The following is a 25,204-nucleotide window of genomic DNA, read 5'->3' as shown; positions in this document are numbered from 1 at the left end:
ACAAGTAGTAAGGGATAAGCATGCGAGCGTTGGCTGATTTCATCATGCGCGGTCGTGTGCAGGCCACCCTGGTGGTGGTTGCAAGTGCGGTATTGCCGCTGCTGTTCTGGTTGAGTGCCGCTGCCGGGAGTCTCGTGCTCCTGCGGCGCGGGTTCAAGGACGCTTCAACGGTCATCGCCTGGGGGCTTTTGCCCGCGGTGGCCATTTGGGTCTTCGGCGACCCGAGCACCTTGCTGGTGTTCGTCGGTACGCTGGGGCTGGCCGCCTTGTTGCGAGCCGGGCATTCCTGGAGCCGGGTGTTGTTGTCCAGTGTGTTGTTGGGGTTGGTCTATAGCCTCATCCTGGACGCGGTACTGCGCGACACCTTCGAAGTACTGGCCAAGGCGCTTGTAGAAGCCCTGCCCAAGTTCGAAGGCAAGCCGGTGATTCCCGGTGAGCTGATCGGCCCCGTGCTGGTCGCTTCCACAGCGGTGATGTTGCAGTTGTTCAGCGTGCTGGCTCTGATGCTGGCGCGTTATTGGCAAGCTGCGTTGTACAACCCTGGAGGCTTCGGTCGCGAGTTTCGCGCCCTGAAGTTGCCGCGAGTGGCCATGCTGGCCCTGGTTGCAGTGATGGTGTTGGGCCCGTTCATCGGCCCGCAGTTCATCGTCCTGGCTTCCGCTTCCAGCCTGGTGCTCGTCCTGGCCGGTGTATCCCTGATGCACGGTCTGGTGGCACAGGGGCGACTGGCCGGTTTCTGGCTGGTAGGCATGTACGTCACGCTGGTGCTGGTGATGCAGCTGATTTATCCGTTACTCGTGGTCCTGGCCATTGTCGACAGCCTGATTGATTTTCGCGGTCGCAAGTCCCCTGAGGGGAATGACTCCGCGAACGGTGAAGGTTAAAAGTTAAGAGGTTTTACCAAATGGAACTGATCCTGCTGGAAAAAGTCGCTAACCTGGGCAACCTGGGCGACAAAGTTAAAGTTAAGGCTGGTTACGGCCGTAACTTCCTGCTGCCGTTCGGCAAGGCCACCGTTGCCAACGCCGCCAACCTGGCCGCGTTCGAAGAGCGTCGCGCCGAGCTGGAAAAAGCAGCTGCTGACCGTAAATCGTCGGCTGAAAGCCGCGCTGCCCAACTGGCCGAGCTGGAAGTGACCATCACTGCCACCGCTGGCGACGAAGGCAAGCTGTTCGGTTCGATCGGCACCCACGACATCGCTGACGCCCTGACCGCCTCGGGCGTCGAAGTGGCCAAGGCTGAAGTTCGTCTGCCGAACGGCACCATCCGTCAGGTTGGCGAATACGACGTAGCCGTGCACCTGCACAGCGACGTTGAAGCCACCGTACGCGTGGTCGTCGTAGCTGCCTAAGCTGCGCTGATCGGCTGGCCGCTCGCGGCCAAGCCGGTTAACATCGGGCACGGTCCTGTTCCGACAGGCCGTGCCCTTTGTCTTTTTCATCCTCCAGAATTCTTTCGTGGCCATGAACGAGATCACCAACCCCGAACAACTCGACCTGCAGACCGCAGCCCTGAAGGTCCCGCCCCATTCCATCGAGGCCGAACAGGCTGTGCTCGGTGGCTTGATGCTGGACAACAACGCCTGGGAGCGCGTGCTGGATCAGGTGTCGGATGGCGATTTCTATCGACATGACCATCGCCTGATTTTCCGTGCCGTGCACAAGCTGGCCGACGCCAACCAACCGTTCGACGTCGTGACCCTGCACGAGCAGTTGGACAAGGAAGGCCTGTCGACCCAGGTCGGTGGGCTTGCGTACCTGGCCGAGCTGGCCAAGAACACCCCGTCGGTGGCCAACATCAAGGCCTACGCCGCGATCATTCGCGAACGTGCCACGCTGCGCCAGCTGATCAGCATCAGTACCGACATCGCCGACAACGCGTTCAACCCGCAGGGTCGCAACGCCGAGGAAATCCTCGATGATGCCGAACGGCAAATCTTCCAGATTGCCGAAGCGCGACCCAAGACTGGCGGCCCGGTGGGGGTCAACGAACTGTTGACCATGGCCATCGACCGCATCGATACACTGTTCAACTCCGACAGCGACATCACCGGCGTCTCCACCGGCTTCACCGACCTGGATGAGAAGACCAGTGGCCTGCAGCCTGCCGACCTGATCATCGTCGCCGGCCGTCCTTCGATGGGTAAGACCACCTTCGCCATGAACCTGGTGGAAAACGCCGTGCTGCGTACCGACAAGGCGGTGCTGGTGTTCTCCCTCGAGATGCCAGGCGAATCGCTGATCATGCGTATGCTTTCGTCCCTGGGCCGCATCGACCAGACCAAGGTGCGTTCCGGCCAGCTGGACGACGACGATTGGCCGCGCCTGACCTCGGCGGTGAACCTGCTCAACGACCGCAAGCTGTTCATCGACGACACGGCCGGTATCAGCCCCTCGGAAATGCGCGCGCGTACTCGCCGCCTGGCCCGTGAGCACGGCGATATCGCCATGATCATGGTCGACTACCTGCAGCTGATGCAGATCCCGGGTTCTGCCGGTGACAACCGGACCAACGAGATTTCCGAGATCTCCCGCTCGCTCAAGGCCCTGGCCAAGGAATTCAACTGCCCGGTCATCGCCTTGTCCCAGCTCAACCGTTCCCTGGAACAACGTCCCAACAAGCGCCCGGTGAACTCCGACTTGCGTGAATCGGGTGCGATCGAGCAGGACGCCGACGTGATCATGTTCGTGTACCGGGACGAGGTGTACCACCCCGAGACCGAGCACAAGGGCGTGGCGGAAATCATCATCGGCAAGCAGCGTAACGGTCCTATCGGTTTCGTACGCCTGGCGTTCATCGGCAAGTACACCCGCTTCGAGAACCTTGCGCCGGGCATGTACAACTTCGACGACGACGAATAACGCATTGAGTTAACAGGGGCTGCTGCTATAGGGGCTGGGAGTGCAATTCAGGTTATGTGCGAGCGGTAGGTAGCCCAGTGTTTTGAGCGATCTTCGTTTCCGCTTGCTTGATGATCCGTCCCTCGCTCAGGGTGATCACCCGGTCAAATCGTTGCAGGGCACTCTGATCATGCGTTACGCAGATTAGCCCTTTCCCTTGCAATGTTTCAAACAGCAGATCCCAGGTCCTGGCAGCCGATCCGGCATCGAGCCCAGCTGTGGGTTCATCAAAGAAATTGAAGTCTCCAGGCCGGTTAAGCAAGCGTAGCAACGTCAACCTGCGGGCTTCGCCACCCGAAATGGATTCTGCCCGTGCATCCAGATCCAGTTCGTACCACTCTTTGCTCAGCCCCAGCCGTTCAAGCCATCGTTCGATTAGAGCGCGATCATGTGCTTGCTCGAACAGCACTGCGCGGGGCAGTGGGCCAGGTATGAAGTGCGCGTCCTGTGGGCAGAGTCGTAAACGACGGAACTGCTCACACCCGTGGAGCGCAGCCAGGCACCTGCCGTGCAAGTAAACATGCTCCCGTAACTGGAATACCGTTCCTGCCAGCGCATGCAGAAGTGTCGACTTGCCACACCCGCTGGGCCCAACCAGTGCGACCCTTTCACCTGCACGTATGGTCAAGGGCTCATCGATCAGCAGTTGCAGCACGTTCCGAGCGCTGAGTTGGCAGGGGGTAATGCGAAGTCCTGCGTCTTTTTCTGAGGGCTCGGTCTCTATGGATTCTGTCGGGCCGAACACCGGAAGTTGGAGCCAGTGTTCGAGCTTGCGTTTGTCGAGTCGGAACTGGTCGAGCACCCGCCAGGCTTCTGCCAGTTGTGCAACGCCGGCGAGCAATCCACTCACCAGAGTAAAGAGGGCAACAAGCTCGCCCAGGCTCAGATGCGGTGTTGCCTGGGATTGATCATGGATACCCCACACCAGCAAACCACTGCTACCCAGGCCTATGAAAAGAGTACGCAAGCCTTGAAGCCATCCGCCACTGTAGGCAACCCCTACCGCTGAGTCGGCATAGTCCGTCAGTGTTTGCTTGACCGGAAACATCGCGGCATCTTCGGCCTTCTCCAGCTTGACCGTTGACGCACTGGCGAAGGTATCTACCCATTGTTCCGCCAGTTCGTCTTCCCGCGAGTTTACTGCCTCAATACGGGGGCGGCGCCAGTGCACCAGGCGATTATTTGCCCACAGATAGGCCAAGCTCAGGGGTACGAGACCGATCAATGCCGAGGTGGCGCCAAGGTATGTGAACAGGGTTACCAGAACCACCGCTTCGGCCAGTACTGGCCACGCCGAGCCAATCAGAAAGCCTAGCCATCGCTCCTGGGCCGTTATTCCCCTATCCAGTACCTTTACCAAGGTTCCGCCATGGAGTTGTCCATAGGCCTCGAAGCGTTTGTTCAGCAACTCTCGGCACCACTGGATGGAAAGCTGCTTCACGCGCTCTTGGCAAAGCCGCGCCAGGCACCAGGCTTGTAAAGGGATCAACGAGGCTTGCAGTGCGACAAGGCATATGAAGGCACCGAGCAGGAAGACAGAAGATGAGGCCGAAGTGGACAGGTTGTCGATAATGTCAGCCAAGATCAGGGCGGGTACGACGGTCGCGACTTTCAATACTAATGTCGCACTCAGGGCGACGAAGAGGCCTCGGTAGGTATGCATATCATTGCCTATAGCCGTTGAATGCGCTCTGTGGCGCGACTGGCATTCCGGACCTTATCAAGTGGAAGCGCTCCAGTCCGGGTATAAAAACTTGTACGGCCGTGGCGAGGTTTGGGTGCTCGTATAGGGTGCGATAGAACACAGATTTATTTTGCTTGCGCAAGTTGGTCAATGTGCGCTTGATCTGCCCGCGAACGCTGAGCTCAATGCGCGGCGGATGATATGTGGGCACATCGTACCGAGGGCACGGGTGTAAAAGTGGGCTGAGTCGTGCTGATTGGGCAAGCATTTTCTTCGTGGTGAGATCGTCTTGTTTTTCTTTCGAGCCAGAAAGCTGCTCGCATTGAATTAGTTCAGTAACAGCACGATACATTGCTGTGGATGGATTTATGGAGCTTCCCGACCCTACGCTGCAGAGAGAGCCTTCTTTTTTGCTGCGAGTAATGGCAATGCAAAATGGCACATCATAGAAGTCGTGGGTCAAGTATATTTCCAATTTGCTCGCGTGGCGGAGAAGCTTTCTGTCGTGGACGAAGGTGTCTTCCAGAAAAGAGTCGGAGGGTCGGTAGATCTGTGGAGGTGAGGTCAGCTTGCAAAGCGACAAGTAGTACATCGACAGGGCGTGGCGCTCTATAGATTCATTGAGGGCGTGCAAGAGGGCTTCGCTCTCGGTACAGCCAATAGCTGTACCAGAGTTTGTCGAATATTTGGCAAGAAACCCTGCTGCAGTCTTCTGAATTTCATCAATGTTTCTGGCTCAGTAAATGTGTAGTTCATGGCTTGAGTGATCTGCAGCATGTTGATTTCAGAACGGCGACGTCCCATGGCTTTTACTCCTTTAGGGATGGTCTGAAGTAGCCATGTGCTTCTGGCCGGCTTCGACCATCGCTGATTTTGAAAGTGGCGAGTCGACCCAAAACGCTCAGATCACTGACTCATTCCTGTCTTTTTAGCCGCAGCGAGCACCTCGCGGCGGCTATTCCCCACATTACAGGCGCACCTCTCCTGCATTGCTCAGTAAATGTCGACGGGCCATCCACAGATTCGACAGGGCAAACAGCGTCAGCAGCTGTGCCGTGTTCTTGGCCAGGCCACGGAAGCGCGTCTTCACATAACCAAACTGGCGCTTGATCACCCGGAACGGGTGCTCGACCTTCGCCCTTACCTGCGCTTTGGCTTTTTCGATCTTGCGCTTGGCTTTGTACAGGACGCTGCGCTTGCCCAGTTTCTGGTAGGTGCTACGCCGGGCGGCAATTTGCCAGATGACCTGACGACCTTCATGCTCGGGGCGTTTCTCCACTCCGGTATAACCGGCATCGGCACAGACCACGTTTTCGTCGCCGTGCAGCAGCTTATCGACCTGCGTGACATCGGCCACATTGGCCGCCGTGCCCACCACACTATGCACCAGGCCCGACTCGTCATCCACACCGATATGGGCCTTCATGCCGAAGTACCATTGATTGCCTTTCTTGGCCTGGTGCATTTCCGGGTCGCGCTTGCCGTCCTGGTTCTTGGTCGAACTCGGCGCATGAATCAGCGTGGCATCGACGATGGTGCCCTGGCGCAGCGACAGGCCGCGATCTCCCAGGTAGCCATTGATCACGCCCAAAATCCCTGCCGCCAGCTCGTGCTTTTCCAGCAGGCGACGGAAGTTGAGGATGGTGGTTTCGTCGGGAATGCGCTCCAGGCTCAGCCCAGCAAACTGGCGCAGAATGGTCGTTTCGTAGAGCGCTTCCTCCATTGCCGGATCGCTGTAGCCGAACCAGTTCTGCATCAGATGTATGCGCAGCATCGCCATAAACGGATAGGCCGGACGACCGCCTTCACCCTTCGGGTAGTGCGGCTCGATCAGGGTAATCAAACCCTTCCACGGCACCACCTGATCCATCTCGATAAGGAACAATTCCTTGCGGGTCTGCTTGCGCTTGCCGGCGTACTCGGCATCGGCGAAGGTCATCTGCTTCATCAGGCGTCTCGGCGGGTGAGATCAGGCATTCTGCCAAATCTGGAAGTCCTCTTCAGAGTTTCCTTAGGGTTGGTTTAAATGCGCTTTGTGCGCAGAGCTTTTGTATCACTTGTTTTTTTCTTAGTTCAAGAGCTGTCCGGGATTTACAGGGGGAGCTTGTTGTGGGGATTGTTTCCGGTGCTTGTAGTATTAATCCTCAAATTATTCGGGTTGACAGAAAAACCATCCGTTAATTAGTGGCTTGGCGCTTGCGAAGGGTTAATGGCTGTAAATAATTTGTGAAAATTTAAGGGTTACGACCCCTCGGCACAGAAGCAGGTGATGAGCCGTCCGGTCGGAAGCAGTTTTTCCTGGGGAATCTTCTGGGTCCTGGTGTTTTTCTAGATACGAGGCACCGCGAGCGCAGCGGCCAGAAGCCCAGCTCCAGCCACCGATATTTCCCATAGCTCCAATGGTCGCCCGCTCCACCAATCCCCACGAACCTAGTCGGATTTGGTCAAAATTTGTGCTATATTCCGCGCCCGCGATTTCCCTGCACACCAGAACCGGTCACTGACATGCAAGCAGCCAAACCACTCTACGACTATCCCAAGTACTGGGCCGAATGCTTCGGGCCAGCACCTTTCCTGCCGATGAGCAGGGAGGAGATGGATCTGCTCGGCTGGGATTCCTGCGACATCATCATCGTGACCGGTGACGCCTACGTCGACCATCCGTCGTTCGGCATGGCCATCATCGGCCGGCTGCTGGAGGCCCAGGGCTTCCGCGTGGGCATCATCGCCCAGCCGAACTGGCAGTCGAAGGACGACTTCATGAAGCTCGGCGAGCCGAACCTGTTCTTCGGCGTCGCAGCGGGCAACATGGACTCGATGATCAACCGCTACACCGCGGACAAGAAGGTCCGTTCCGACGACGCCTATACCCCTGGCGGCCTGGCCGGATCGCGCCCGGATCGCGCCAGCCTGGTGTACAGCCAGCGCTGCAAGGAAGCCTACAAGCACGTGCCGATCGTGCTGGGTGGCATCGAGGCTTCGCTGCGCCGTATCGCCCACTATGACTACTGGCAGGACAAGGTTCGTCATTCGATCCTGATCGATGCCAGCGCCGACATCCTGCTGTTCGGCAACGCCGAGCGTGCGGTGGTCGAGGTGGCTCAGCGCCTGTCCAATGGCGAGAAGATCGAGACCATCACCGACGTGCGCGGTACTGCCTTTGTGCGTCGCGACACCCCGCAAGGCTGGTACGAGATCGACTCCACCCGAATCGACCGCCCGGGCCGCGTCGACAAGATCATCAACCCTTACGTCAACACCCAGGATACCCAGGCCTGTGCCATCGAGCAGGCCAAGGGCGAGGTGGAAGACCCGAACGAAGCCAAGGTCGTGCAGATTCTCGACAGCCCGGCGGTGACCCGGGAAAAGTCGGTGATCCGCCTGCCGTCGTTCGAAAAGGTCCGCAACGACCCGGTGCTCTACGCCCACGCCAACCGCGTGCTGCACCTGGAGACCAACCCGGGTAACGCCCGCGCCCTGGTGCAGAAGCATGGCGAGGTGGATGTGTGGTTCAACCCGCCACCCATTCCGATGAGCACCGAGGAAATGGACTACGTGTTCGGCATGCCCTACGCCCGTGTGCCGCACCCGGCCTACGGCAAGGAGCGCATCCCGGCCTACGAGATGATCCGCTTCTCGGTGAACATCATGCGCGGCTGCTTCGGCGGCTGCACCTTCTGCTCGATCACCGAGCACGAAGGTCGCATCATCCAGAACCGCTCCCACGAGTCGATCCTGCACGAGATCGAGGAAATGCGCGACAAGGTACCGGGCTTCACCGGCGTGGTTTCCGACCTCGGTGGGCCGACTGCCAACATGTACCGCATCGCCTGCAAGAGCCCCGACATCGAGAAGCACTGCCGCAAGCCGTCCTGCGTGTTCCCGGGCATCTGCGAGAACCTCAACACCGATCACAGCTCGCTGATCGAGCTGTACCGCAAGGCCCGTGCCCTGCCGGGTGTGAAGAAGATCCTGATCGCCTCGGGTCTGCGTTACGACCTGGCGGTGGAGTCGCCGGAGTACGTCAAGGAGCTGGTCACCCACCACGTCGGTGGCTACCTGAAGATTGCCCCGGAGCACACCGAGCGTGGCCCGTTGGACAAGATGATGAAGCCGGGTATCGGCACCTACGACCGCTTCAAGCGCATGTTCGAGAAGTTCTCGAAAGAGGCGGGCAAGGAACAGTACCTGATCCCGTACTTCATCGCCGCGCACCCGGGCACCACCGACGAAGACATGATGAACCTGGCCCTGTGGCTCAAGGCCAACGGCTTCCGCGCCGACCAGGTGCAGGCTTTCTACCCGTCGCCTATGGCCTCGGCGACGGCCATGTACCACTCGGGCAAGAACCCGCTGCGCAAGGTGACCTACAAGAGCGAAGGGGTGGAGATCGTCAAGAGCGATGAGCAGCGCCGCTTGCACAAGGCGTTCTTGCGCTACCACGATCCGAAGGGCTGGCCGATGCTGCGTGAGGCCCTGCAGCGCATGGGCCGTGCCGACCTGATCGGTCCAGGCAAGCACCAGCTCATCCCGCTGCACCAGCCGCAGACCGATACCTATCAGAGTGCGCGTCGCAAGAACTCGACCCCGGCCGGTAGCCACAAGGTGGGCAAGGATCAGAAGATCCTGACCCAGCACACCGGTCTGCCGCCGCGCGCCAGTGATGGCAGCAAGCCGTGGGACAAGCGTGAGAAGGCCAAGGCCGAGGCGTTTGCGCGCAACCAGCAGGCAGCCAAGGAGCGCAAGGAAGCGGCCAAGGGTGGCAAGGGCCGCAAGCCGCGCCAGCCGGTGATTCCGCGCTGATCTTACCGGCAGCCTGGAAAACCTGTGGGAGCGGGCTTGTCCCGCGAATGCGAGGGTGAACGCACCGACGCATTCGCGGGCAAGCCCGCTCCTACAGGGAGGGCGGCGTCCGACCGATCAATCAGGCTTCTTGTCGACCCACTTGGGCAGCACCGGCGCCTCGAACCGTTCCATCCCGTCCAGCAGCGCATCGGCCTGCTGCTCGAGCAACAGCATCGCCCGATGCTGCGGCCGCACGAAGCCTTCCTCGACGATATGGTCGAGGAACCCGCCGAGCTTTTCATAGAAGCCGTTCACATCCAGCAGCCCCAGCGGCTTGGCGTGGTAGCCGAGCTGGCCCCAGGTCCATACCTCGAACAGCTCCTCCAGCGTGCCCAGGCCGCCAGGCAGGGCGATGAATGCATCGCTCAGTTCAGCCATGCGCGCCTTGCGTGCATGCATGCCATCGACGACTTCGAGGCGGGTCAGGCCCTTGTGGCCGATCTCGGCGTTCATCAGGCTCTGCGGGATGATCCCCACCACCTCGCCGCCAACGGCCATCGCTGCGTCGGCGACGGTGCCCATCAGGCCCACCGCGCCGCCGCCATAGACCAGGGTCAGGCCACGCCGGGCAATGGCCTGGCCAAGCGCTACGGCCGCGTCACGGTAGGCCGGGTTGGCGCCGATACTGGCGCCACAGAAGACACAAACGGAACATACAGGCATTGCTCATCTCCCTTCACACAGGGTGACAGGGTACGGCGCATGCCCGTCGCTTCCAAGGCCGGCGTCACTCCGGGCGGGTGAATTCGCAGGTTGCTCCTGTGCTCGCGTGGGCGTAGGTAGCGAGCAGAAATTGCATGAAATGTAGGTGGGACATGGGATTGGGCCTAAATGAGAGGTTGTCCCATCGTCCATTAAAAGGGCATGATGTGCTCTTAGATTGGTTGTATACAATCCATTGAACAATTCTACTGGCTGGCCGCTTGACACCCCTTTGATGCATATCAGCCAGCGGGTGCGCGGTTTCAGGCAGTCTTGCGATTGATAAAAACCCCTGCCAAGGAGATTCACGATGTTTGCGAAAGCTGTAGCGGTATCCCTGCTGACCCTCGCCAGCGCCTCCGTCTTCGCAGCCGAGTGTTCGGTAACTGTCGACTCGACCGACCAGATGTCCTACACCAGCAAGGAATTCACCGTCGACAAGAGCTGCAAGGAATTCACCGTCAAGCTGACCCACTCGGGCAACCTGCCGAAGAACGTCATGGGCCATAACCTGGTCATCAGCAAGACGGCCGACATGCAGGGCATCGCCACCGAGGGCATGGGCCAGGGTCTGGACAAGGATTACATCAAGGCCGACAACGCCGCGATCATCGCCCACACCAAGATGATCGGCGCGCCGGAGAAGGAAACCGAAGTGAAGTTCGACACTTCCAAGCTGGAAGCCGGTGGTGACTACAGCTTCTTCTGCACCTTCCCAGGCCACATCTCGATGATGAAGGGCAAGGTTGTAGTCAAGTAACGAAAGCTGGATCGGCCTCTCGGGCCAATTCGCGGGACAAGCCCGCTCCCACAGGTCCATTTATCAGAATCCTGTGGGAGCGGGCTTGTCCCGCGAAGCTTTTTACGGGGCGAACGGCAGTTCGCGCTTGTGCTGGGTCTTGCGGTAGGTGGCGACGATGATGTCGAACGCCTGCTGGTCGACCGGCTGCCCATGCAGGAAAGCGTCGATCTGCGCATAGGTGATGCCATGGGACGCTTCGTCCGGCTTGCCCGGCTCCAGGTCTTCGAGGTCTGCAGTCGGCACTTTCTCCACCAGTGATTCCGGCGCGCCGAAGCTGCGAGCGATCGCCCGGACCTGGTTCTTCACCAGCCCGCTCAGCGGTGCCAGGTCGCAGGCACCATCACCGAACTTGGTGAAGAAGCCCATCACCGCCTCGGCGGCGTGGTCGGTACCGATCACCAGGCCGGCACGGGCGCCGGCGATGGTGTACTGGGCGACCATGCGGGTGCGCGCCTTGACGTTGCCGACGACGAAGTCGACCAGGGTCGGCGAGCCGTTCTTCAACTCGACAACCTCGGCGGCCAGCGCCTTCACGGCTGGGGCGATATCGACAGTGTGCACTTCGTCGGCGTTGATCACGTCCAGGCAGGCCTGGGCGTCATGCTCGTCATGTTGCACGTGATAGGGCAGGCGCACGGCGATGAAGGTGTATGCCTGGTCGCCCGTCTCGGCGCGCAGCTCGTTGATGGCCCGCTGGGCGAGCAGGGCTGCGGTCAGCGAGTCGACGCCGCCGCTGATGCCCAGCACCAGGGTCTTGAGCCGGGCATTGCCCAGGCAATCCTTGATGAATGCCACGCGCCGGGCGACTTCGGCCTCGAGCGCAGCGGCATCGGCGAATGGCGGCTGCACCTTCAGCGCCTGGGCAATCTCTTGCTGAACCGCTTGCATGGGTTACTCCTTGCTGGGGACTTTGAAAACATGCCGCATGTAGGCGACGAAGTTGGGGTCGCGGCACTGGGTCTTGGCCGACTCGTCGGAGATTTTCGCAACCGGCGAGCTGTTGCAGTCGGTCATCTTCAGCACGATGTTCATCGGCGCGACGTTCGGGATGTCGCAGGTCAGGTTGGTGCCGATGCCAAAGCTGACGTTGATCCGACCGCGCAGGGCGCGGAATATCTCCAGCGAGCGGGTGAGGTTGAGGCCATCGGAGAACACCAGGGTCTTGGTCATCGGGTCGATGCCCAGCTTCTGGTAATGGGCGATGGCTTTCTCGCCCCAGGCCACCGGCTCGCCTGAATCGTGGCGCAGGCCGTCGAACAGCTTGGCGAAGTACAGGTCGAAATCGCCGAGGAAGGCATCCATGGTGATGCAGTCGGTCAGGGCGATACCGAGCAGGCCGCGGTATTCGCGCACCCAGCAGTCGAGTGCGGCGATCTGGCTGTCGATCAGGCGCGGGCCGAGCTGCTGATGGGCCATGAACCATTCATGGGCCATCGTGCCTAGCGGCTTTATATCCAGTTTCCATGCCAGGTCGACGTTGCTGGTGCCAACGAAACGGGCCGGGAAGTCGTCGCGCAGCACCCGCACCACCTCTTCCTGCACCCGGCTGGAGAAGCGCCGGCGGGTGCCGAAATCAGCCACCTGCAGCTCGGAGAGTTCTTCCTCGCTGGCGTGCGCGCGAAGCCAGTCGAACTTGCGGTACAGCTGGTCGCGGGCTTCGGCCAGGCGCATGTGCGGATGCAGTTGGCGGTTGCGCACTTCACTGATGATCGCCAGCAAGGGCACCTCGAACAGGATCACGTGCAGCCAGGGACCGCGCAGGCGCAGGCACAGCTGGTCATTCTCGATGCCCAGACGCACATAGCGCAGGTTGAAGCGGAACAGGCCGAGAAAGCGCAGGAAGTCGGGTTTGAGGAAGCTGATGCGTTCGAGGAAGGCCAACTGCCCCTCGTCCAGGGTCAGTTCGCCGAGCCGTTCGATCTGGTTGCGGATCTCGCCCAGATAGGGGCGCAAGTCCTCGCCGTTGCGGCAGCGGAATTCCCACTCGACATCGGCGTCCGGATAGTTGTGCAGCACGGCCTGCATCATGGTGAGCTTGTAGAAGTCGGTGTCGAGCAGGTTGTGCACGATGCGCTCGGCGAATGCGCTCTCGCTCATTGGTGGCCTCCAAGGCTGCGAATGCCGGCCATTGTGCCAGTGTTTTGCGTTGTGTTGGGTCTGTGCCGGCCCTTTGGCGGGTAAACCCGTTCCTACAGGTAGGGCGCTGAAGGATGGATCGGGTGTTTTTCCGTGCACCGGCTAGCCTTGAAAAGGTGCCGCCTGTAGCAGTCGCGCACCATCGGTGTGCACTTCGGTGACGTCGGCTGTTACAGGGCGGTTGCACGTTAACACTTGCCAGGGTTGCAATGATGGCACTCGACGGTTGCTCCTTGTCTGTACGTGTGGTGGCGCCCGCCCCATGGCAGACGGTTGCACGCTCAATAAAGAAAAGGCCGTCGGTCGCCTCAGGGCGATTCGGACAGTGTGTTTCTCCGGATGACAAAACCAATGGCACGGCCCTTGCTCGGAGCAAAGGGCTGAGAAGTTGTAGTGCCAACCAAAAAAAACTCTAGGAGCACCGCCTCATGTCGCAGACGTTTTACAAGAAAGGTTTCCTGGCCCTGGCCGTGGCTACGGCCCTGGGTGTTTCTTCGTATGTTCAGGCCGACATCAAGATCGGCGTCGCGGGCCCGATGACCGGGGCCAACGCAGCGTTTGGCGAGCAATACATGAAAGGTGCCCAGGCGGCGGCCGACAAGATCAACGCCGCCGGCGGGGTGAACGGCGAGAAGATCGTCCTGGTCAAGGGTGACGATGCTTGCGAGCCCAAGCAGGCCGTGGCCGTGGCCAACCGCCTGGTCGATCAGGACAAGGTCGCCGGCGTGGTCGGCCACTTCTGTTCCTCCAACACCATCCCCGCCTCCGAGGTTTACGACGAAGCGGGTGTGATCGCCATCACCCCCGGCTCCACCAACCCGCAGGTCACCGAGCGTGGCCTGAGTGCCATGTTCCGCATGTGCGGGCGTGACGACCAGCAGGGCATCGTCGCCGGCGACTATATCGTCGACGTGCTCAAGGGCAAGAAGGTCGCGGTGCTGCACGACAAGGACACCTACGGCCAGGGCCTGGCCGACGCGACCAAGGCTCAGCTGGAGAAACGCGGCGTCAAGCCGGTGCTGTACGAAGGCCTGACCCGTGGCGAGAAGGACTTCAGCGCCGTGGTGACCAAGATCCGCGCCGCCGGTGCCGACGTGGTCTACTTCGGTGGCCTGCACCCGGAGGCCGGCCCACTGGTTCGCCAGCTGCGCGAGCAGGGCCTGAAGGACGTCAAGTTCATGTCCGATGACGGTATCGTCACCGACGAGCTGGTGGCCACCGCAGGTGGTGCCCAGTACGTCGACGGCGTGTACATGACCTTCGGCGCCGACCCGCGTCTGCTGCCAGACAGCAAGGCGGTGGTAGAAGAGTTCCGAAAAGCCGGCACCGAACCCGAGGGCTACACCCTGTACGCCTACGCCTCGGTCCAGGCCCTGGCTGCCGCCTTCAACGGCGCCAAGTCGAACAAGGGCGAGGATGCCGCCAAGTGGCTCAAGGCCAACCCGGTGCAGACCGTCATGGGCGAGAAGAAGTGGGACAGCAAGGGTGACCTGACCGTCTCCGACTACGTGGTCTACCAGTGGGATGCCAGCGGCAAGTACCACCAGCTGGAAAAACAAAAATAACAACGGCCGCCAGCCCGGGTTCAGGCCCGGGCTCAAGCCCCTGCGGTACCTGTCCTTATTTGGAGACCTGCACGGTTCTGCGCTGCTAGGGCCGCTTCATCCGTGGCTTTGCGTGGTCGGCGCTCGTGCAGTCTCGCTCAGGTGAGATTGCGTTATGGATGGTATTTTCCTGCAGCAACTGGTCAACGGCCTGACCCTCGGGTCGGTCTATGGCCTGATCGCCATCGGCTACACAATGGTCTATGGCATCATCGGCATGATCAACTTCGCGCACGGCGAGGTGTACATGATTTCCGCGTACCTCGCGGCGATCAGCCTGGCATTGCTGGCCTACTTCGGTATCGAGTCCTTCCCGCTGCTGATGCTCGGCACGCTGTTGTTCACCGTGGTCGTCACGGGCGTCTACGGCTTCACCATCGAGCGCATCGCCTACAAACCCCTGCGCAACTCTACTCGCCTGGCGCCACTGATCAGCGCCATCGGTATCTCGCTGATCCTGCAGAACTACGCGCAGATCAGCCAGGGCGCCCGCCAGCAAGGCGTGCCGACCCTGCTCGAAGGCGCCATGCGCATCGAAGTCGGCACCGGCTTCGTGCAATTGACCTACACCAAGATCTTCATCCTGGTGGCGGCCTTCGTCGGCATGGGCCTGCTGACCTACGTGATCAAGTACACCAAGCTCGGCCGCATGTGCCGCGCCACCCAGCAAGACCGCAAGATGGCCTCGATCCTCGGTATCAACACCGACCGGGTGATTTCCTACGTGTTCGTCATCGGCGCGGTAATGGCCGCACTGGCTGGCGTGCTGATCACCATGAACTACGGCACCTTCGACTTCTATGCGGGCTTCATCATCGGCATCAAGGCGTTCACTGCCGCGGTGCTCGGCGGCATCGGCTCGCTGCCAGGGGCCATGCTCGGCGGCATCATCCTGGGCATCTCCGAGTCGTTGTTCTCCGGCTTGATCAACTCCGACTACAAGGATGTGTTCAGTTTCTCGCTGCTGGTGGCGATCCTTATCTTCCGCCCGCAAGGCCTGTTGGGTCGCCCGCTCGTGGCTAAGGTGTGAACATGTCCATTGCCAAAACTGCCTCCATTTCCGAAACCAAGGGTTTCGATCTCAAACGCAGCCTGCTGGAGACCCTCGTCGCCGGCCTGCTGGCGCTCATCGTGTTCGGGCCGGTCGTCGGCGTGGTGCTCGACGGCTACAGCTTCAACGCGCAACCGGCGCGGGTGGCCTGGTTGGTCGGCGGGGTGATGGTCGGGCGCTTCCTGCTCAGCCTGTTCCTGCAGACCGCCAGCGGCCAGCGCATGCTGCAGGGCTTCGACAGCGGCGGCTCCGGTGTGCACGTGCTGGCGCCGGGCTACAAGTCGCGGCTGCGCTATATCATCCCGGCGCTGATCGTCATCGCCATCGTGTTCCCGATCTTCGCCAACAAGTACCTGCTGACCGTGGTCATCCTCGGCCTGATCTACGTGTTGCTGGGCCTGGGCCTGAACATCGTGGTCGGCCTGGCGGGGCTGCTCGACCTGGGCTACGTGGCGTTCTACGCCATCGGTGCCTATGGCCTGGCGCTGGGCTACCAATACCTCGGGCTGGGTTTCTGGAGCGTGCTGCCACTGGCGGCCATCGCTGCGGCCCTGGCCGGGTGCATCCTCGGTTTCCCGGTGTTGCGCATGCATGGCGACTACCTGGCGATCGTGACCCTGGGCTTTGGTGAAATCATCCGCCTGGTGCTCAACAACTGGTTGTCGTTCACCGGTGGCCCGAACGGTATGCCGGCGCCTGCGCCAACCTTCATGGGCCTGGAGTTCGGCCGCCGGGCCAAGGACGGCGGGGTGCCGTTCCATGAGTTCTTCGGCATCGACTACAACCCCAACCTGAAATTCCTGTTCATCTACGCCGTGCTGTTCCTGGTAGTGCTGGCAGTGCTGTACATCAAGCATCGATTGACCCGGATGCCGGTCGGGCGCGCCTGGGAAGCGCTGCGCGAGGACGAGATCGCCTGCCGCTCGATGGGCCTGAACCACGTACTGGTCAAGCTCTCGGCATTCACCCTCGGCGCCTCCACCGCAGGTCTTGCCGGGGTGTTCTTCGCCACCTACCAGGGCTTCGTCAATCCGTCGTCGTTCACCTTCTTCGAGTCGGCGCTGATCTTGGCCATCGTCGTGCTCGGGGGCATGGGCTCGACGGTGGGCGTGGTGATCGCCGCCTTCGTGCTCACCGTGGCGCCGGAGCTGCTGCGCAGCTTCTCGGAATACCGGGTGCTGCTGTTCGGCGTGCTGATGGTGCTGATGATGATCTGGCGACCGCGAGGGTTGATCCGCATCAGCCGTACCGGTGTGGTTCCGCGTAAAGGAGTGGCGCCATGAGCGACGACATCATTCTCTCGGTCGACAACCTGATGATGCACTTCGGTGGCATCAAGGCGCTCAGCGACGTGAGCCTCAAGGTACGACGCAACCAGATCTTCGCCCTCATCGGCCCCAATGGCGCGGGCAAGACCACGGTCTTCAACTGCCTGACCGGTTTCTACAAGGCCAGTGGCGGGCGTATCGAGCTGAACCTGCGCGGCAGCCAGACCAACGTCATCCAGTTGCTCGGCGAACGCTTCCAGGCGGCCGACTTCGTTTCGCCAGCGCGCTTCGCCAAGCGCGTGTACTACAAGATGTTCGGCGGCACCCACCTGGTCAACCGCGCCGGGCTGGCGCGGACCTTCCAGAACATCCGTCTGTTCAAGGAAATGTCGGTCGTGGAAAACCTGCTGGTGGCCCAGCACATGTGGGTCAACCGCAACCTGCTGGCCGGTGTGCTCAACACCAAGGCCTACCGCAAGGCCGAAAGCGATGCCCTCGACCATGCCTTCTACTGGCTGGAGGTGGTCGACCTGGTCGACTGCGCCAACCGCCTGGCCGGCGAACTTTCCTACGGCCAGCAGCGCCGTCTGGAGATCGCCCGAGCCATGTGCACGCGGCCGAAGATCATCTGCCTCGACGAGCCCGCCGCCGGCCTCAACCCCCAGGAAACCGAGGCCCTGAGCCGCATGATCCGTGTGCTGCGCGACGAGCACGACATCACCGTGGTGCTGATCGAGCACGACATGGGCATGGTCATGAGTATTTCCGACCATATCGTGGTGCTCGACCATGGCAACGTGATTGCCGAGGGCGCGCCACAGGACATCCGCCACAACCCGACGGTGATCGCCGCCTACCTGGGTGCCGACGAAGAGGAGCTGGTATGAGTGCACCCATTCTCGAGCTACGCGAGCTGGACGTGTTCTACGGGCCGATCCAGGCCCTGAAGAAGGTCTCGATGCACATTGGCGAGGGCGAGACGGTGAGCCTGATCGGTGCCAATGGCGCCGGCAAGTCGACCCTGCTGATGTCGATCTTCGGCCAGCCGCGGGCGGCGTCCGGGCACATCTTGTACCGCGGCACCGACATCACCCGCAAATCGTCGCACTACATCGCTTCCAATGGCATTGCCCAGTCGCCGGAAGGGCGGCGGGTATTCCCCGACATGACCGTCGAGGAAAACCTGATGATGGGTACCATCCCCATCGGCGACAAGCATGCCGATGAGGACATGCAGCGCATGTACGAGCTGTTCCCGCGGCTCAAGGAGCGGCGTAACCAGCGAGCCATGACCATGTCCGGCGGCGAGCAGCAGATGCTGGCCATCGCCCGGGCGCTGATGAGCCGGCCCAAGCTGTTGTTGCTGGACGAGCCTTCGCTGGGGTTGGCGCCGATCGTGGTCAAGCAGATCTTCGCCACCCTGCGCGAACTGGCCAAGAGCGGCATGACCATCTTCCTCGTGGAGCAGAACGCCAACCATGCGCTGAAGCTGTCAGACCGCGCTTACGTGATGGTCAACGGGCAGATACGCATGACCGGCACGGGCCAGGAGTTGTTGGCCAACGAAGAGGTGCGTAACGCATACCTCGGCGGGCATTGAAGCCTTGTCGCCGGCTTGCCGGCGATAAGACCCGAAAAAGCCCTGCACGACCAATGTGGACAACTTGTCGCATAACCTTCTGCCGCCATCCCACATTTCCCTCGCAAGCCATTGTTTCCACAGGCTGATCTTTTCCACGGATAATGTGGAAGCGCCTGTGGAAAACATGGTGGCATCTCGCTGTATCCCTTATTGGCAAAGGCGCCCAGAGCATTGATCGTTTTTTGATCAACGGTTCCTTGTGGATGATTTCATTGAAGTTTCAAGGGCGCGAAGGGTCGCGAAAATGCCTTATCCTGCCTGTGGATAACTCTGTGCAAAAGCCTTGGACAGACCGCTGCAGCCAGCACCCTTGAAAGCCTTGAGCCATTATCGAGAAATGCCCTGCGGGACCCTCGATGGCTGAAAGGGTTCCGCCCCTCCGTCAAGTTGCCCCCAATCCGTGGGGAAAGGCTTGTGGATAACATGCGCATAGTTGCCGTGCGGCCCTCTGCTACAAGGGTTTGGCGGGTATGTACAAAAAATGATCAAGCACCTTTACGGCTTGCTGCGCGCGCCTGTGGCGGGCATGCTGCAATCCCCTGCCGATGACCTATCTACAAGCGAGGAACACAGCATGACGTCCACCGTATTCATCACTGGTGCCACTTCCGGGTTTGGCGAGGCCACTGCACGGCGTTTTGCCGATGCTGGCTGGAAGCTGGTCCTCACCGGCCGGCGCAAGGAGCGCCTGGACGCCCTCTGTGCAGAACTGTCGGGCAAGACCGAAGTGCACGGCCTGGTGCTCGACGTGCGCGACCGCAAGGCCGTGGAAGCGGCGATCGCCAGCCTGCCACCGGCTTTCGACAAGCTGCAGGCACTGGTCAACAACGCGGGCCTGGCGCTGGGCGTTGACGCTGCGCAGAACTGCAGCCTCGACGACTGGGAAACCATGGTCGACACCAACATCAAGGGCCTGATCTACACCACCCGCCTGTTGCTGCCGCGCCTGATCGCCCACGGCCGTGGGGCGTCGATCCTCAACGTAGGTTCCGTGGCGGGCAACTACCCGTATCCGGGCAGCAATGTGTACGGCGGCACCAAGGCCTTCGTCGGCCAGTTCTCGTTGAGCCTGCGCTGCGACCTGCGCGGCACTGGCGTGCGGGTGAGCAACATCGAGCCGGGGCTGTGCGAAAGCGAGTTCTCGCTGGTGCGCTTCGGCGGTGACCAAGCCAAGTACGACGCCACCTATGCTGGCGCCGAGCCGATCCAGCCGCAGGACATCGCCGAGACCATCTTCTGGATCCTCAACCAGCCTGCACACATCAACATCAACAGCCTCGAGTTGATGCCCGTGAGCCAGGATTGGGCGGGGTTCTCGATCGATCGGTCGAAAGGATGAGCTGGAAGCAGTGAGTGCTACTTGGAGATCATCTTCACGTAGGTTTCGTGCGTTTTAAGCACGCCCAGCTCCTGCAGTACATCGTTGACGGCATCATGCAGCCCATGGTCTTCCCAGGTTGCGGTGCCGTCGAGCACACGGCGGACGCTTTGCAGGAACACAAGCTGGCCTTTGGCAATGTCATGCAGGTCGCCCTCTGGCTTTTTCTTGAACTGGTTGGTGGCCGCTTCGATTTCATTGCTAATGAATTTATCGAACGTTTTTTGGCTCATGATGAAGGCTCCCGACTGTGGAGCCTTCAATCTAACAACCCGTCTACAGGATCGGAACTGGCAGAAATGCCAGGTCAGCCGGCGCCGATCAGCCCCTCAAGACAGGTCGCCAAGTGATAGGGCGTGGTCGAAGGCATGTCGTGCCGACTGACCGCTCCAGCACCATCGCGGCACTCATGCCAACCTCCCTCGTGCAGGAAGCGCGTTGCCAACGCCTCTAGCTGGGTGCGCAACTTCGCCTCGTTGCCAGGGCGCAGCGCCAGCGCCCGCAGGTACTCAGCCTGGGCCCAGATGCGCTGGGTGGCATCGAGCACGTTGCCTTCCACATCGAGCATTGCCAGCACCGCCGAATCCTTCACACCCCACTGTTCGGCAAAGGCGAAGGCGCGGTCGATGGAGCTGTGCAGGGCAGTGCCTCGCAGCAGGGGTGAGGTGTCCAGAAGGTAGAACCACTCGAACTGGTGGCCTGGCTCGAACCAGTTATCCACAGCCCCGCGAGGCTTCTCCAGCATCAGGCCGTGCTGGGGGTCGATGAAATGCGCCTGCAACGCTTCGCACAATTGCAACAACGCCTGGCGGACCGCTGGATCGTCGCGCACGGCGAGCACCTGCAGAAAGGCCTCGGCCAGATGCATTTGCGGGTTCTGCAGCGGGCCGCTGGCAAGATCGGCCCAGTCCTCGGCAAGGCTTGCCTCGTAGAGGCCGTCGTCGCGGGCGAACTGCTGGGCAATCACTTCGAGGGCCGCATTGAGCGTGGATTCCACCAGGCTGTCACCACTCTTGCCCCAGTAGTGCGCGCAGGCGAAGACGATGAACGCGTGGGTGTAGAGGTCCTTGCGCCGATCCAGCGGTTTGCCGGCGGCATCGATGCTGTAGAACCAGCCACCGTGCTCGGCGTCGTGGAAGTGCTTTTGCAGCGAGCGGAACAGCGCGGCTGCCCGCTGCGCTGCGCCCGGTTGCTCGATGCGGCTGCTGAACAGGTACAGCTGGCGGGCGCAGGCCATGGCCCGGTAGCGCTGCACGGGCAGTGGCCGGTGCTCGGCGTCCAGTGCCTCGTAGGGCAGGGCTATTTCGGCGTTCCAGCCTGGGCCTTGCCACAGCGGCACGATGCGTTGGGCAAAGTGCTGGTTGAAGCGAGCCAGTTCGGGCAGGGTAAGGCGGGGGTCGGACATGAAGGCGCTCGTCGCAATCGGGCAGTGCGCCATGGTAGCAGAACGTGATTGTGGGGTGTCTGTGCGGACCCTGTCGCCGGCAAGCCGGCTCCTACCGAGGCGGGTTGTATGTGCAGGCGTCGGCTTACCGGCGATAGGGCCGATTGGTGCGACAGATCAACCGGGGCTGCCCAGCCCTTGCCAATACCGCGCCCCGACGAAAATGAAGCGCAGCTGCTGGGTGATCTTTTCCTGCGCGCTCAAGGCCTGTGGATAACCTGGTCCGGAGCTGTCGATCAGCTCGGGCAAGGTGGCGAACACGGTCTTCACCACCAGGTCGGCCATCACCGCCAGTGCCGCGCCGTCGAGGTGCTGCCAGCGCTGCATCCGCGCAAGATCGGTGGCCAGGTCGTCACTGATGTCCTGGCGCAGGCGGGCGATCGCCTGGCGCACCGCCTGCGAGCCGCCGTACTGCTCGCGGGCCAGGAACAGGAACTGGGCATGGTGGGCGGCTACCACGTCGAGGAAGATCCGCACCGAGGCATCGGTGATGCCGCCCATTTCGAGTTCGTTGTGGCGGACCAGGCGGATGGTCTGGCGGAAAGTGGTGTCGACCTCGGCCACCAAGGCCAGGCCCAGGGCGTCCATATCGGGAAAGTGGCGGTAGAATCCGGTCGGCACGATGCCTGCAGCCTTGGCCACTTCACGCAGGCTGATGCTGCCGAACCCGCGGCCGCTCTCCATCAGCTGGCAGGCAGCATCGAGCAGGGCCTGGCGGGTCTGTAGCTTCTGTTCGGCACGCGGCAGCATGGGGCACGCTTCTTTGGCGGTTGAGGCTCGGCACTCTAGATAAAAAAACGAAGCCCGGTCAATGGACCGGGCTTGGAGGGGAGCAGGCGCGATTGGGTGGGTTGTTCTTCTCGGCCATGGCGATCAGCTCATGTGGCTGAGTTCGACCAGGCGATCGGAGCCACCCTCGGCGACGCGGCCAGAGCGTTCGATGAGGCGATCGGAGCCACCTTCGGCGACGCGACCGGAACGTTCGATGAGGCGATCGGAGCCACCCTCGGCGACGCGACCGGAACGTTCGATGAGGCGATCGGAGCCACCCTCGGCGACGCGGCCAGAGCGCTCGATCAGGCGATCGGAGCCACCTTCGGCGACGCGACCAGAGCGTTCGATCAGGCGATCGGAGCCACCCTCTGCTACTCGACTCGAACGCTCGATCAGACGATCAGAACCGCCTTCGGCAACGGTTTTCAGCGGTTGGGCAACGGCGGCGGCGCTCGAACGCGCTTCGGAAGTCAGTGCTTGGTCATCGGCCGGCATGGCGAATGCGTTGGCGGCGAGGATGGACAGGGTAAGGGTCAGCAGATGGCGTTTCATGTCTCGGTGCTCCTCTGGGGGGCAGGAAAGTGGGTACGAAGCCAATGCTACGCGCGCCCCCGCCAGAGAAAAGTTCATCCGGGTAATGGTAACAATCGACGCGATTGATAGCGTCTCGCGAAGGCTCTGGGTAGGGCCTTGCAGGGGTGATAGTGGCCATGTGCTGGTAGGCGGGCCAAGCCTGGATGCTACCTTTGTCCAGAAGCAAAGCTGAGCAAAAAGGCAAAAAACATTGGCTATCATGGCGCCGCGATAAAACCCTCGGGGCTTTCATCAGTCCCATTTATCAAGAGCCATCTAGGTCACCGCCGCACCCGTTTCGTGCCGTGTCGAAAGGAGAACAACGCAATGACGCGTCCCGCCAGAATCCTCGTCTGGACCCTCGCCAGCCTATTGACCCTGCTGGCCATCCTGGTGGTGCTGATCGCTACCTTCGACTGGAACCGCGTCAAGCCGATGTTGAACGACAAGGTCTCCGAGGCCCTGCACCGGCCCTTCGCGATCAACGGCAACCTCGCCGTGAAGTGGCGCACCGAACCCGAGGAAGGCGGCTGGCGCGCCTGGGTGCCATGGCCGCACTTCATCGCCGAGGACATCACCCTGGGCAACCCAGACTGGCTCAAGGAGCCGCAGATGGCGGGCCTTGAGCGCGTCGAATTCCGCCTGGCGCCGCTGCCGCTGGTGTTCCAGCAGATCGTCATCCCACGTGTCGACCTGACCAAGCCCACCGCCAGCCTGACCCGCCTGGCCGATGGCCGGGCCAACTGGACCTTCGACTTCGGCCCCAAGGACGAAAACGAAGAACCCTCGAAGTGGCAGCTGGACATCGGCGCCATCGGCTTCGACCAAGGCAATGTCAGCTTCGACGACCAGACCCTGAAAACCCGCATGAAGGTGCAGATCGACCCGCTCGGCAAGCCGATCCCGTTCAGCGAGATCGTCGGCAAGGCCAGTGCGGAGAAGGCCGGCGGCGCCCAGGACTATGCGTTCGGGCTCAAGGCCGAGGGCCGCTACAAGAACCAGCCGGTGTCCGGTACCGGCAAGATCGGTGGCCTGCTGGCGCTGCAGGACGCCAAGCAGCCGTTCCCGCTGCAGGCCGACGTGCGCATCGCCGATACCCACGTGGTCCTGGCCGGCACCCTGACCGACCCGCGCAACCTTGGCGCGCTGGACCTGCGCCTGCGGCTGTCGGGCGCGAGCCTGGGCAACCTCTACCCATTGACCGGCGTGACCCTGCCGGACACCCCGGCCTATTCCACCGATGGCCATCTGCGCGCCAACCTGCATGCAGCGCAAGGCGCCACCTTCGATTACCAAGGTTTCAACGGCAAGATCGGCGACAGCGACATCCATGGTGACCTGTCCTTCGTCGCCAGCCAGCCGCGCCCCAAACTGTCGGGTAACCTGGTGTCCAACCAGTTGCTGTTCAAGGACCTGGCGCCGCTGATCGGCGCCGATTCCAATGCCGAGCAGAAGGCCCGGGCGGTGCCAGCAAGCAGCCGACCGGCAAGGTACTGCCGGTGGAAGAGTTCCGTACCGAACGCTGGCGCGCCATGGACGCCGACGTCACCTTCGCCGGCAAGCGCATCGTGCACAGCGAGAAGCTGCCGTTCAACGACCTGTCGGCCCATGTGATTCTCGACGACGGCCTGCTGCGCTTGCAGCCCCTGCGCTTTGGCGTGGCAGGAGGCAACCTCGCTTCGATGATTCGCCTGGATGGCCGCAGCGTACCGCTGCAAGGCCATGCCAAGCTGACCGCGCGGGGGTTCAAGCTCAAGGAGCTGTTCCCAGGGTTCGCGCCCATGCAGACCAGCTTCGGTCAGCTCAACGGCGATGCCGACATCCGCGGTCGGGGCAACTCGGTGGCGGCCTTGCTCGGCACGGCCAATGGTGACCTGCGCATGTTGATCAACGATGGTGCCATCAGCCGCAGCCTGATGGAGATTGCCGGGCTCAACGTGGGCAACTATGTGGTCGGCAAACTGTTCGGCGACGAAGACGTGAAGATCAACTGCGCGGCGGCGGACGTGGGCATCAAGGATGGCCTTGCCACTACCCGGCTGTTCATCTTCGATACCGAGAACGCGATCATCCACATCGACGGCACCGCCAACTTCGCCAGCGAACAGTTGGACCTGAAGATCACACCCGAATCCAAGGGCCTGCGGCTGTTCTCGCTGCGTTCGCCGCTTTACGTTCGCGGGCCGTTCGCCAAGCCGGGCGCGGGGGTCCAGGCCGTGCCTTTGGCACTGCGAGGCGCGGGAATGGTGGCCTTGGGTGTGGCGGTGGGGCCGGCGGCAGGGCTGCTGGCGTTGATTGCGCCGAGCAGCGGCGACGAGCCCAACCAGTGCACGCCGTTGCTCGAGCAGATGAAAGCCGGCAAGGCGCCGGCTGCAGTGAAGGGCAAGAAGTAAAGGACGCT

Annotated in this window: 21 protein-coding genes and 1 pseudogene; 12 read left to right on the top strand and 10 right to left on the bottom strand. The window is 61.5% G+C overall.

Annotation, left to right across the window (positions count from 1 at the left end; genetic code table 11):
* Window positions 1–20 precede the first annotated feature (20 nt).
* The 3 genes from E6B08_RS27425 (at window position 21) to dnaB (ending at window position 2,861) form a co-directional block, all read left to right on the top strand.
* A complete protein-coding gene (locus E6B08_RS27425; RefSeq protein WP_136916832.1) occupies window positions 21–884 on the top strand; it encodes a hypothetical protein in 864 nt (287 codons plus the stop codon).
* 20 nt (window positions 885–904) lie between these two features.
* The gene (gene rplI / locus E6B08_RS27420; RefSeq protein ID WP_012316464.1) at window positions 905–1,351 is read left to right on the top strand and encodes a 50S ribosomal protein L9; all 447 of its coding nucleotides are present in this window, start codon (window positions 905–907) and stop codon (window positions 1,349–1,351) included.
* 112 nt (window positions 1,352–1,463) lie between these two features.
* The gene (gene dnaB, locus E6B08_RS27415; protein WP_136916831.1) at window positions 1,464–2,861 is read left to right on the top strand and encodes a replicative DNA helicase; all 1,398 of its coding nucleotides are present in this window, start codon (window positions 1,464–1,466) and stop codon (window positions 2,859–2,861) included.
* A gap of 52 nt (window positions 2,862–2,913) precedes the next feature.
* On the opposite strand, the gene E6B08_RS27410 is transcribed toward dnaB, so the two are convergent.
* From E6B08_RS27410 to E6B08_RS27395, 3 genes are all read right to left on the bottom strand, one after another.
* Window positions 2,914–4,563 carry an ATP-binding cassette domain-containing protein gene (locus tag E6B08_RS27410; protein WP_136916830.1) on the bottom strand — a complete coding sequence of 550 codons (1,650 nt, stop codon included), beginning with the start codon at window positions 4,561–4,563 and terminating at the stop codon, window positions 2,914–2,916.
* Between the two features lies 1 nt (window position 4,564).
* Window positions 4,565–5,302, bottom strand: a complete 738-nt coding sequence (locus E6B08_RS27405) for a YcaO-like family protein (RefSeq protein WP_265411760.1) — start codon at window positions 5,300–5,302, stop codon at window positions 4,565–4,567.
* A 249-nt stretch (window positions 5,303–5,551) separates the two neighbouring features.
* A complete protein-coding gene (locus tag E6B08_RS27395) occupies window positions 5,552–6,532 on the bottom strand; it encodes an IS5 family transposase (protein WP_136912775.1) in 981 nt (326 codons plus the stop codon).
* A gap of 557 nt (window positions 6,533–7,089) precedes the next feature.
* On the opposite strand from E6B08_RS27395, the gene E6B08_RS27390 reads away from it, so the two are divergent.
* Window positions 7,090–9,387: a YgiQ family radical SAM protein gene (locus E6B08_RS27390; protein ID WP_136916829.1), complete on the top strand. Its 2,298-nt coding sequence runs from the start codon at window positions 7,090–7,092 to the stop codon at window positions 9,385–9,387.
* A gap of 117 nt (window positions 9,388–9,504) precedes the next feature.
* On the opposite strand, the gene E6B08_RS27385 is transcribed toward E6B08_RS27390, so the two are convergent.
* Entirely contained in the window at window positions 9,505–10,092 is a 588-nt protein-coding gene (locus tag E6B08_RS27385; protein WP_136916828.1) for a TIGR00730 family Rossman fold protein, read from the bottom strand.
* Between the two features lie 349 nt (window positions 10,093–10,441).
* On the opposite strand from E6B08_RS27385, the gene azu reads away from it, so the two are divergent.
* Window positions 10,442–10,891 carry an azurin gene (gene azu, locus E6B08_RS27380; protein ID WP_136916827.1) on the top strand — a complete coding sequence of 150 codons (450 nt, stop codon included), beginning with the start codon at window positions 10,442–10,444 and terminating at the stop codon, window positions 10,889–10,891.
* Window positions 10,892–10,993: 102 nt separating this feature from the next.
* On the opposite strand, the gene nadE is transcribed toward azu, so the two are convergent.
* The gene (gene nadE / locus E6B08_RS27375; RefSeq protein ID WP_136916826.1) at window positions 10,994–11,821 is read right to left on the bottom strand and encodes an ammonia-dependent NAD(+) synthetase; all 828 of its coding nucleotides are present in this window, start codon (window positions 11,819–11,821) and stop codon (window positions 10,994–10,996) included.
* A gap of 3 nt (window positions 11,822–11,824) precedes the next feature.
* Complete coding sequence (pncB, locus tag E6B08_RS27370; RefSeq protein WP_136916825.1) at window positions 11,825–13,030, bottom strand: nicotinate phosphoribosyltransferase; 1,206 nt, start codon at window positions 13,028–13,030, stop codon at window positions 11,825–11,827.
* Window positions 13,031–13,497: 467 nt separating this feature from the next.
* On the opposite strand from pncB, the gene E6B08_RS27365 reads away from it, so the two are divergent.
* The 6 genes from E6B08_RS27365 (at window position 13,498) to E6B08_RS27340 (ending at window position 19,973) form a co-directional block, all read left to right on the top strand.
* On the top strand, window positions 13,498–14,634 hold the full coding sequence (locus tag E6B08_RS27365; RefSeq protein WP_136916824.1) for a branched-chain amino acid ABC transporter substrate-binding protein: 1,137 nt from the start codon (window positions 13,498–13,500) through the stop codon (window positions 14,632–14,634).
* A gap of 154 nt (window positions 14,635–14,788) precedes the next feature.
* Window positions 14,789–15,703, top strand: a complete 915-nt coding sequence (locus E6B08_RS27360) for an ABC transporter permease subunit (protein WP_136916823.1) — start codon at window positions 14,789–14,791, stop codon at window positions 15,701–15,703.
* Window positions 15,704–15,705: 2 nt separating this feature from the next.
* The gene (gene livM, locus E6B08_RS27355) at window positions 15,706–17,007 is read left to right on the top strand and encodes a high-affinity branched-chain amino acid ABC transporter permease LivM (RefSeq protein ID WP_136916822.1); all 1,302 of its coding nucleotides are present in this window, start codon (window positions 15,706–15,708) and stop codon (window positions 17,005–17,007) included.
* Complete coding sequence (locus E6B08_RS27350) at window positions 17,004–17,879, top strand: ABC transporter ATP-binding protein (RefSeq protein ID WP_136916821.1); 876 nt, start codon at window positions 17,004–17,006, stop codon at window positions 17,877–17,879. The genes livM and E6B08_RS27350 overlap by 4 nt, the downstream gene beginning before the upstream one ends.
* Entirely contained in the window at window positions 17,876–18,592 is a 717-nt protein-coding gene (locus E6B08_RS27345) for an ABC transporter ATP-binding protein (protein ID WP_136916820.1), read from the top strand. The genes E6B08_RS27350 and E6B08_RS27345 overlap by 4 nt, the downstream gene beginning before the upstream one ends.
* Window positions 18,593–19,208: 616 nt before the next feature.
* A complete protein-coding gene (locus E6B08_RS27340; RefSeq protein WP_136916819.1) occupies window positions 19,209–19,973 on the top strand; it encodes an SDR family oxidoreductase in 765 nt (254 codons plus the stop codon).
* 17 nt (window positions 19,974–19,990) lie between these two features.
* Here the strand turns inward: E6B08_RS27340 and E6B08_RS27335 are convergent, their stop codons facing one another.
* From E6B08_RS27335 to E6B08_RS27320, 4 genes are all read right to left on the bottom strand, one after another.
* The gene (locus tag E6B08_RS27335) at window positions 19,991–20,245 is read right to left on the bottom strand and encodes a hypothetical protein (protein ID WP_136916818.1); all 255 of its coding nucleotides are present in this window, start codon (window positions 20,243–20,245) and stop codon (window positions 19,991–19,993) included.
* A gap of 74 nt (window positions 20,246–20,319) precedes the next feature.
* Complete coding sequence (locus E6B08_RS27330; protein ID WP_136916817.1) at window positions 20,320–21,417, bottom strand: AGE family epimerase/isomerase; 1,098 nt, start codon at window positions 21,415–21,417, stop codon at window positions 20,320–20,322.
* A 156-nt stretch (window positions 21,418–21,573) separates the two neighbouring features.
* Window positions 21,574–22,206: a TetR family transcriptional regulator gene (locus E6B08_RS27325; protein WP_136916816.1), complete on the bottom strand. Its 633-nt coding sequence runs from the start codon at window positions 22,204–22,206 to the stop codon at window positions 21,574–21,576.
* Window positions 22,207–22,329: 123 nt separating this feature from the next.
* On the bottom strand, window positions 22,330–22,782 hold the full coding sequence (locus E6B08_RS27320) for a phage infection protein (RefSeq protein WP_136916815.1): 453 nt from the start codon (window positions 22,780–22,782) through the stop codon (window positions 22,330–22,332).
* Between the two features lie 348 nt (window positions 22,783–23,130).
* Between E6B08_RS27320 and E6B08_RS27315 the strand changes: the two are divergent.
* Window positions 23,131–25,196, top strand: a pseudogene (locus E6B08_RS27315) (AsmA family protein).
* Window positions 25,197–25,204: the final 8 nt, after the last annotated feature.

Origin of the sequence: Pseudomonas putida (assembly GCF_005080685.1) — a bacterium.
GTDB lineage: Bacteria > Pseudomonadota > Gammaproteobacteria > Pseudomonadales > Pseudomonadaceae > Aquipseudomonas > Aquipseudomonas putida_V.
Note: the sequence above shows the minus strand (reverse complement) of the source record. Positions and strands in the feature narration are given on the sequence as shown.

What these genes read in the sequence shown, in the direction of transcription:
- E6B08_RS27325 (WP_136916816.1), bottom strand. Translation starts at nt 22,206, where the DNA reads ATGCTGCCGCGTGCCGAACAGAAGCTACAGACCCGCCAGGCCCTGCTC.
- E6B08_RS27335 (WP_136916818.1), bottom strand. Translation starts at nt 20,245, where the DNA reads ATGAGCCAAAAAACGTTCGATAAATTCATTAGCAATGAAATCGAAGCG.
- E6B08_RS27320 (WP_136916815.1), bottom strand. Translation starts at nt 22,782, where the DNA reads ATGAAACGCCATCTGCTGACCCTTACCCTGTCCATCCTCGCCGCCAAC.
- E6B08_RS27385 (WP_136916828.1), bottom strand. Translation starts at nt 10,092, where the DNA reads ATGCCTGTATGTTCCGTTTGTGTCTTCTGTGGCGCCAGTATCGGCGCC.
- dnaB (WP_136916831.1), top strand. Translation starts at nt 1,464, where the DNA reads ATGAACGAGATCACCAACCCCGAACAACTCGACCTGCAGACCGCAGCC.
- E6B08_RS27390 (WP_136916829.1), top strand. Translation starts at nt 7,090, where the DNA reads ATGCAAGCAGCCAAACCACTCTACGACTATCCCAAGTACTGGGCCGAA.
- E6B08_RS27350 (WP_136916821.1), top strand. Translation starts at nt 17,004, where the DNA reads ATGAGCGACGACATCATTCTCTCGGTCGACAACCTGATGATGCACTTC.
- pncB (WP_136916825.1), bottom strand. Translation starts at nt 13,030, where the DNA reads ATGAGCGAGAGCGCATTCGCCGAGCGCATCGTGCACAACCTGCTCGAC.
- E6B08_RS27340 (WP_136916819.1), top strand. Translation starts at nt 19,209, where the DNA reads ATGACGTCCACCGTATTCATCACTGGTGCCACTTCCGGGTTTGGCGAG.
- rplI (WP_012316464.1), top strand. Translation starts at nt 905, where the DNA reads ATGGAACTGATCCTGCTGGAAAAAGTCGCTAACCTGGGCAACCTGGGC.
- E6B08_RS27395 (WP_136912775.1), bottom strand. Translation starts at nt 6,532, where the DNA reads ATGAAGCAGATGACCTTCGCCGATGCCGAGTACGCCGGCAAGCGCAAG.
- E6B08_RS27425 (WP_136916832.1), top strand. Translation starts at nt 21, where the DNA reads ATGCGAGCGTTGGCTGATTTCATCATGCGCGGTCGTGTGCAGGCCACC.
- livM (WP_136916822.1), top strand. Translation starts at nt 15,706, where the DNA reads ATGTCCATTGCCAAAACTGCCTCCATTTCCGAAACCAAGGGTTTCGAT.
- E6B08_RS27360 (WP_136916823.1), top strand. Translation starts at nt 14,789, where the DNA reads ATGGATGGTATTTTCCTGCAGCAACTGGTCAACGGCCTGACCCTCGGG.
- nadE (WP_136916826.1), bottom strand. Translation starts at nt 11,821, where the DNA reads ATGCAAGCGGTTCAGCAAGAGATTGCCCAGGCGCTGAAGGTGCAGCCG.
- E6B08_RS27345 (WP_136916820.1), top strand. Translation starts at nt 17,876, where the DNA reads ATGAGTGCACCCATTCTCGAGCTACGCGAGCTGGACGTGTTCTACGGG.
- E6B08_RS27330 (WP_136916817.1), bottom strand. Translation starts at nt 21,417, where the DNA reads ATGTCCGACCCCCGCCTTACCCTGCCCGAACTGGCTCGCTTCAACCAG.
- E6B08_RS27365 (WP_136916824.1), top strand. Translation starts at nt 13,498, where the DNA reads ATGTCGCAGACGTTTTACAAGAAAGGTTTCCTGGCCCTGGCCGTGGCT.
- azu (WP_136916827.1), top strand. Translation starts at nt 10,442, where the DNA reads ATGTTTGCGAAAGCTGTAGCGGTATCCCTGCTGACCCTCGCCAGCGCC.
- E6B08_RS27410 (WP_136916830.1), bottom strand. Translation starts at nt 4,563, where the DNA reads ATGCATACCTACCGAGGCCTCTTCGTCGCCCTGAGTGCGACATTAGTA.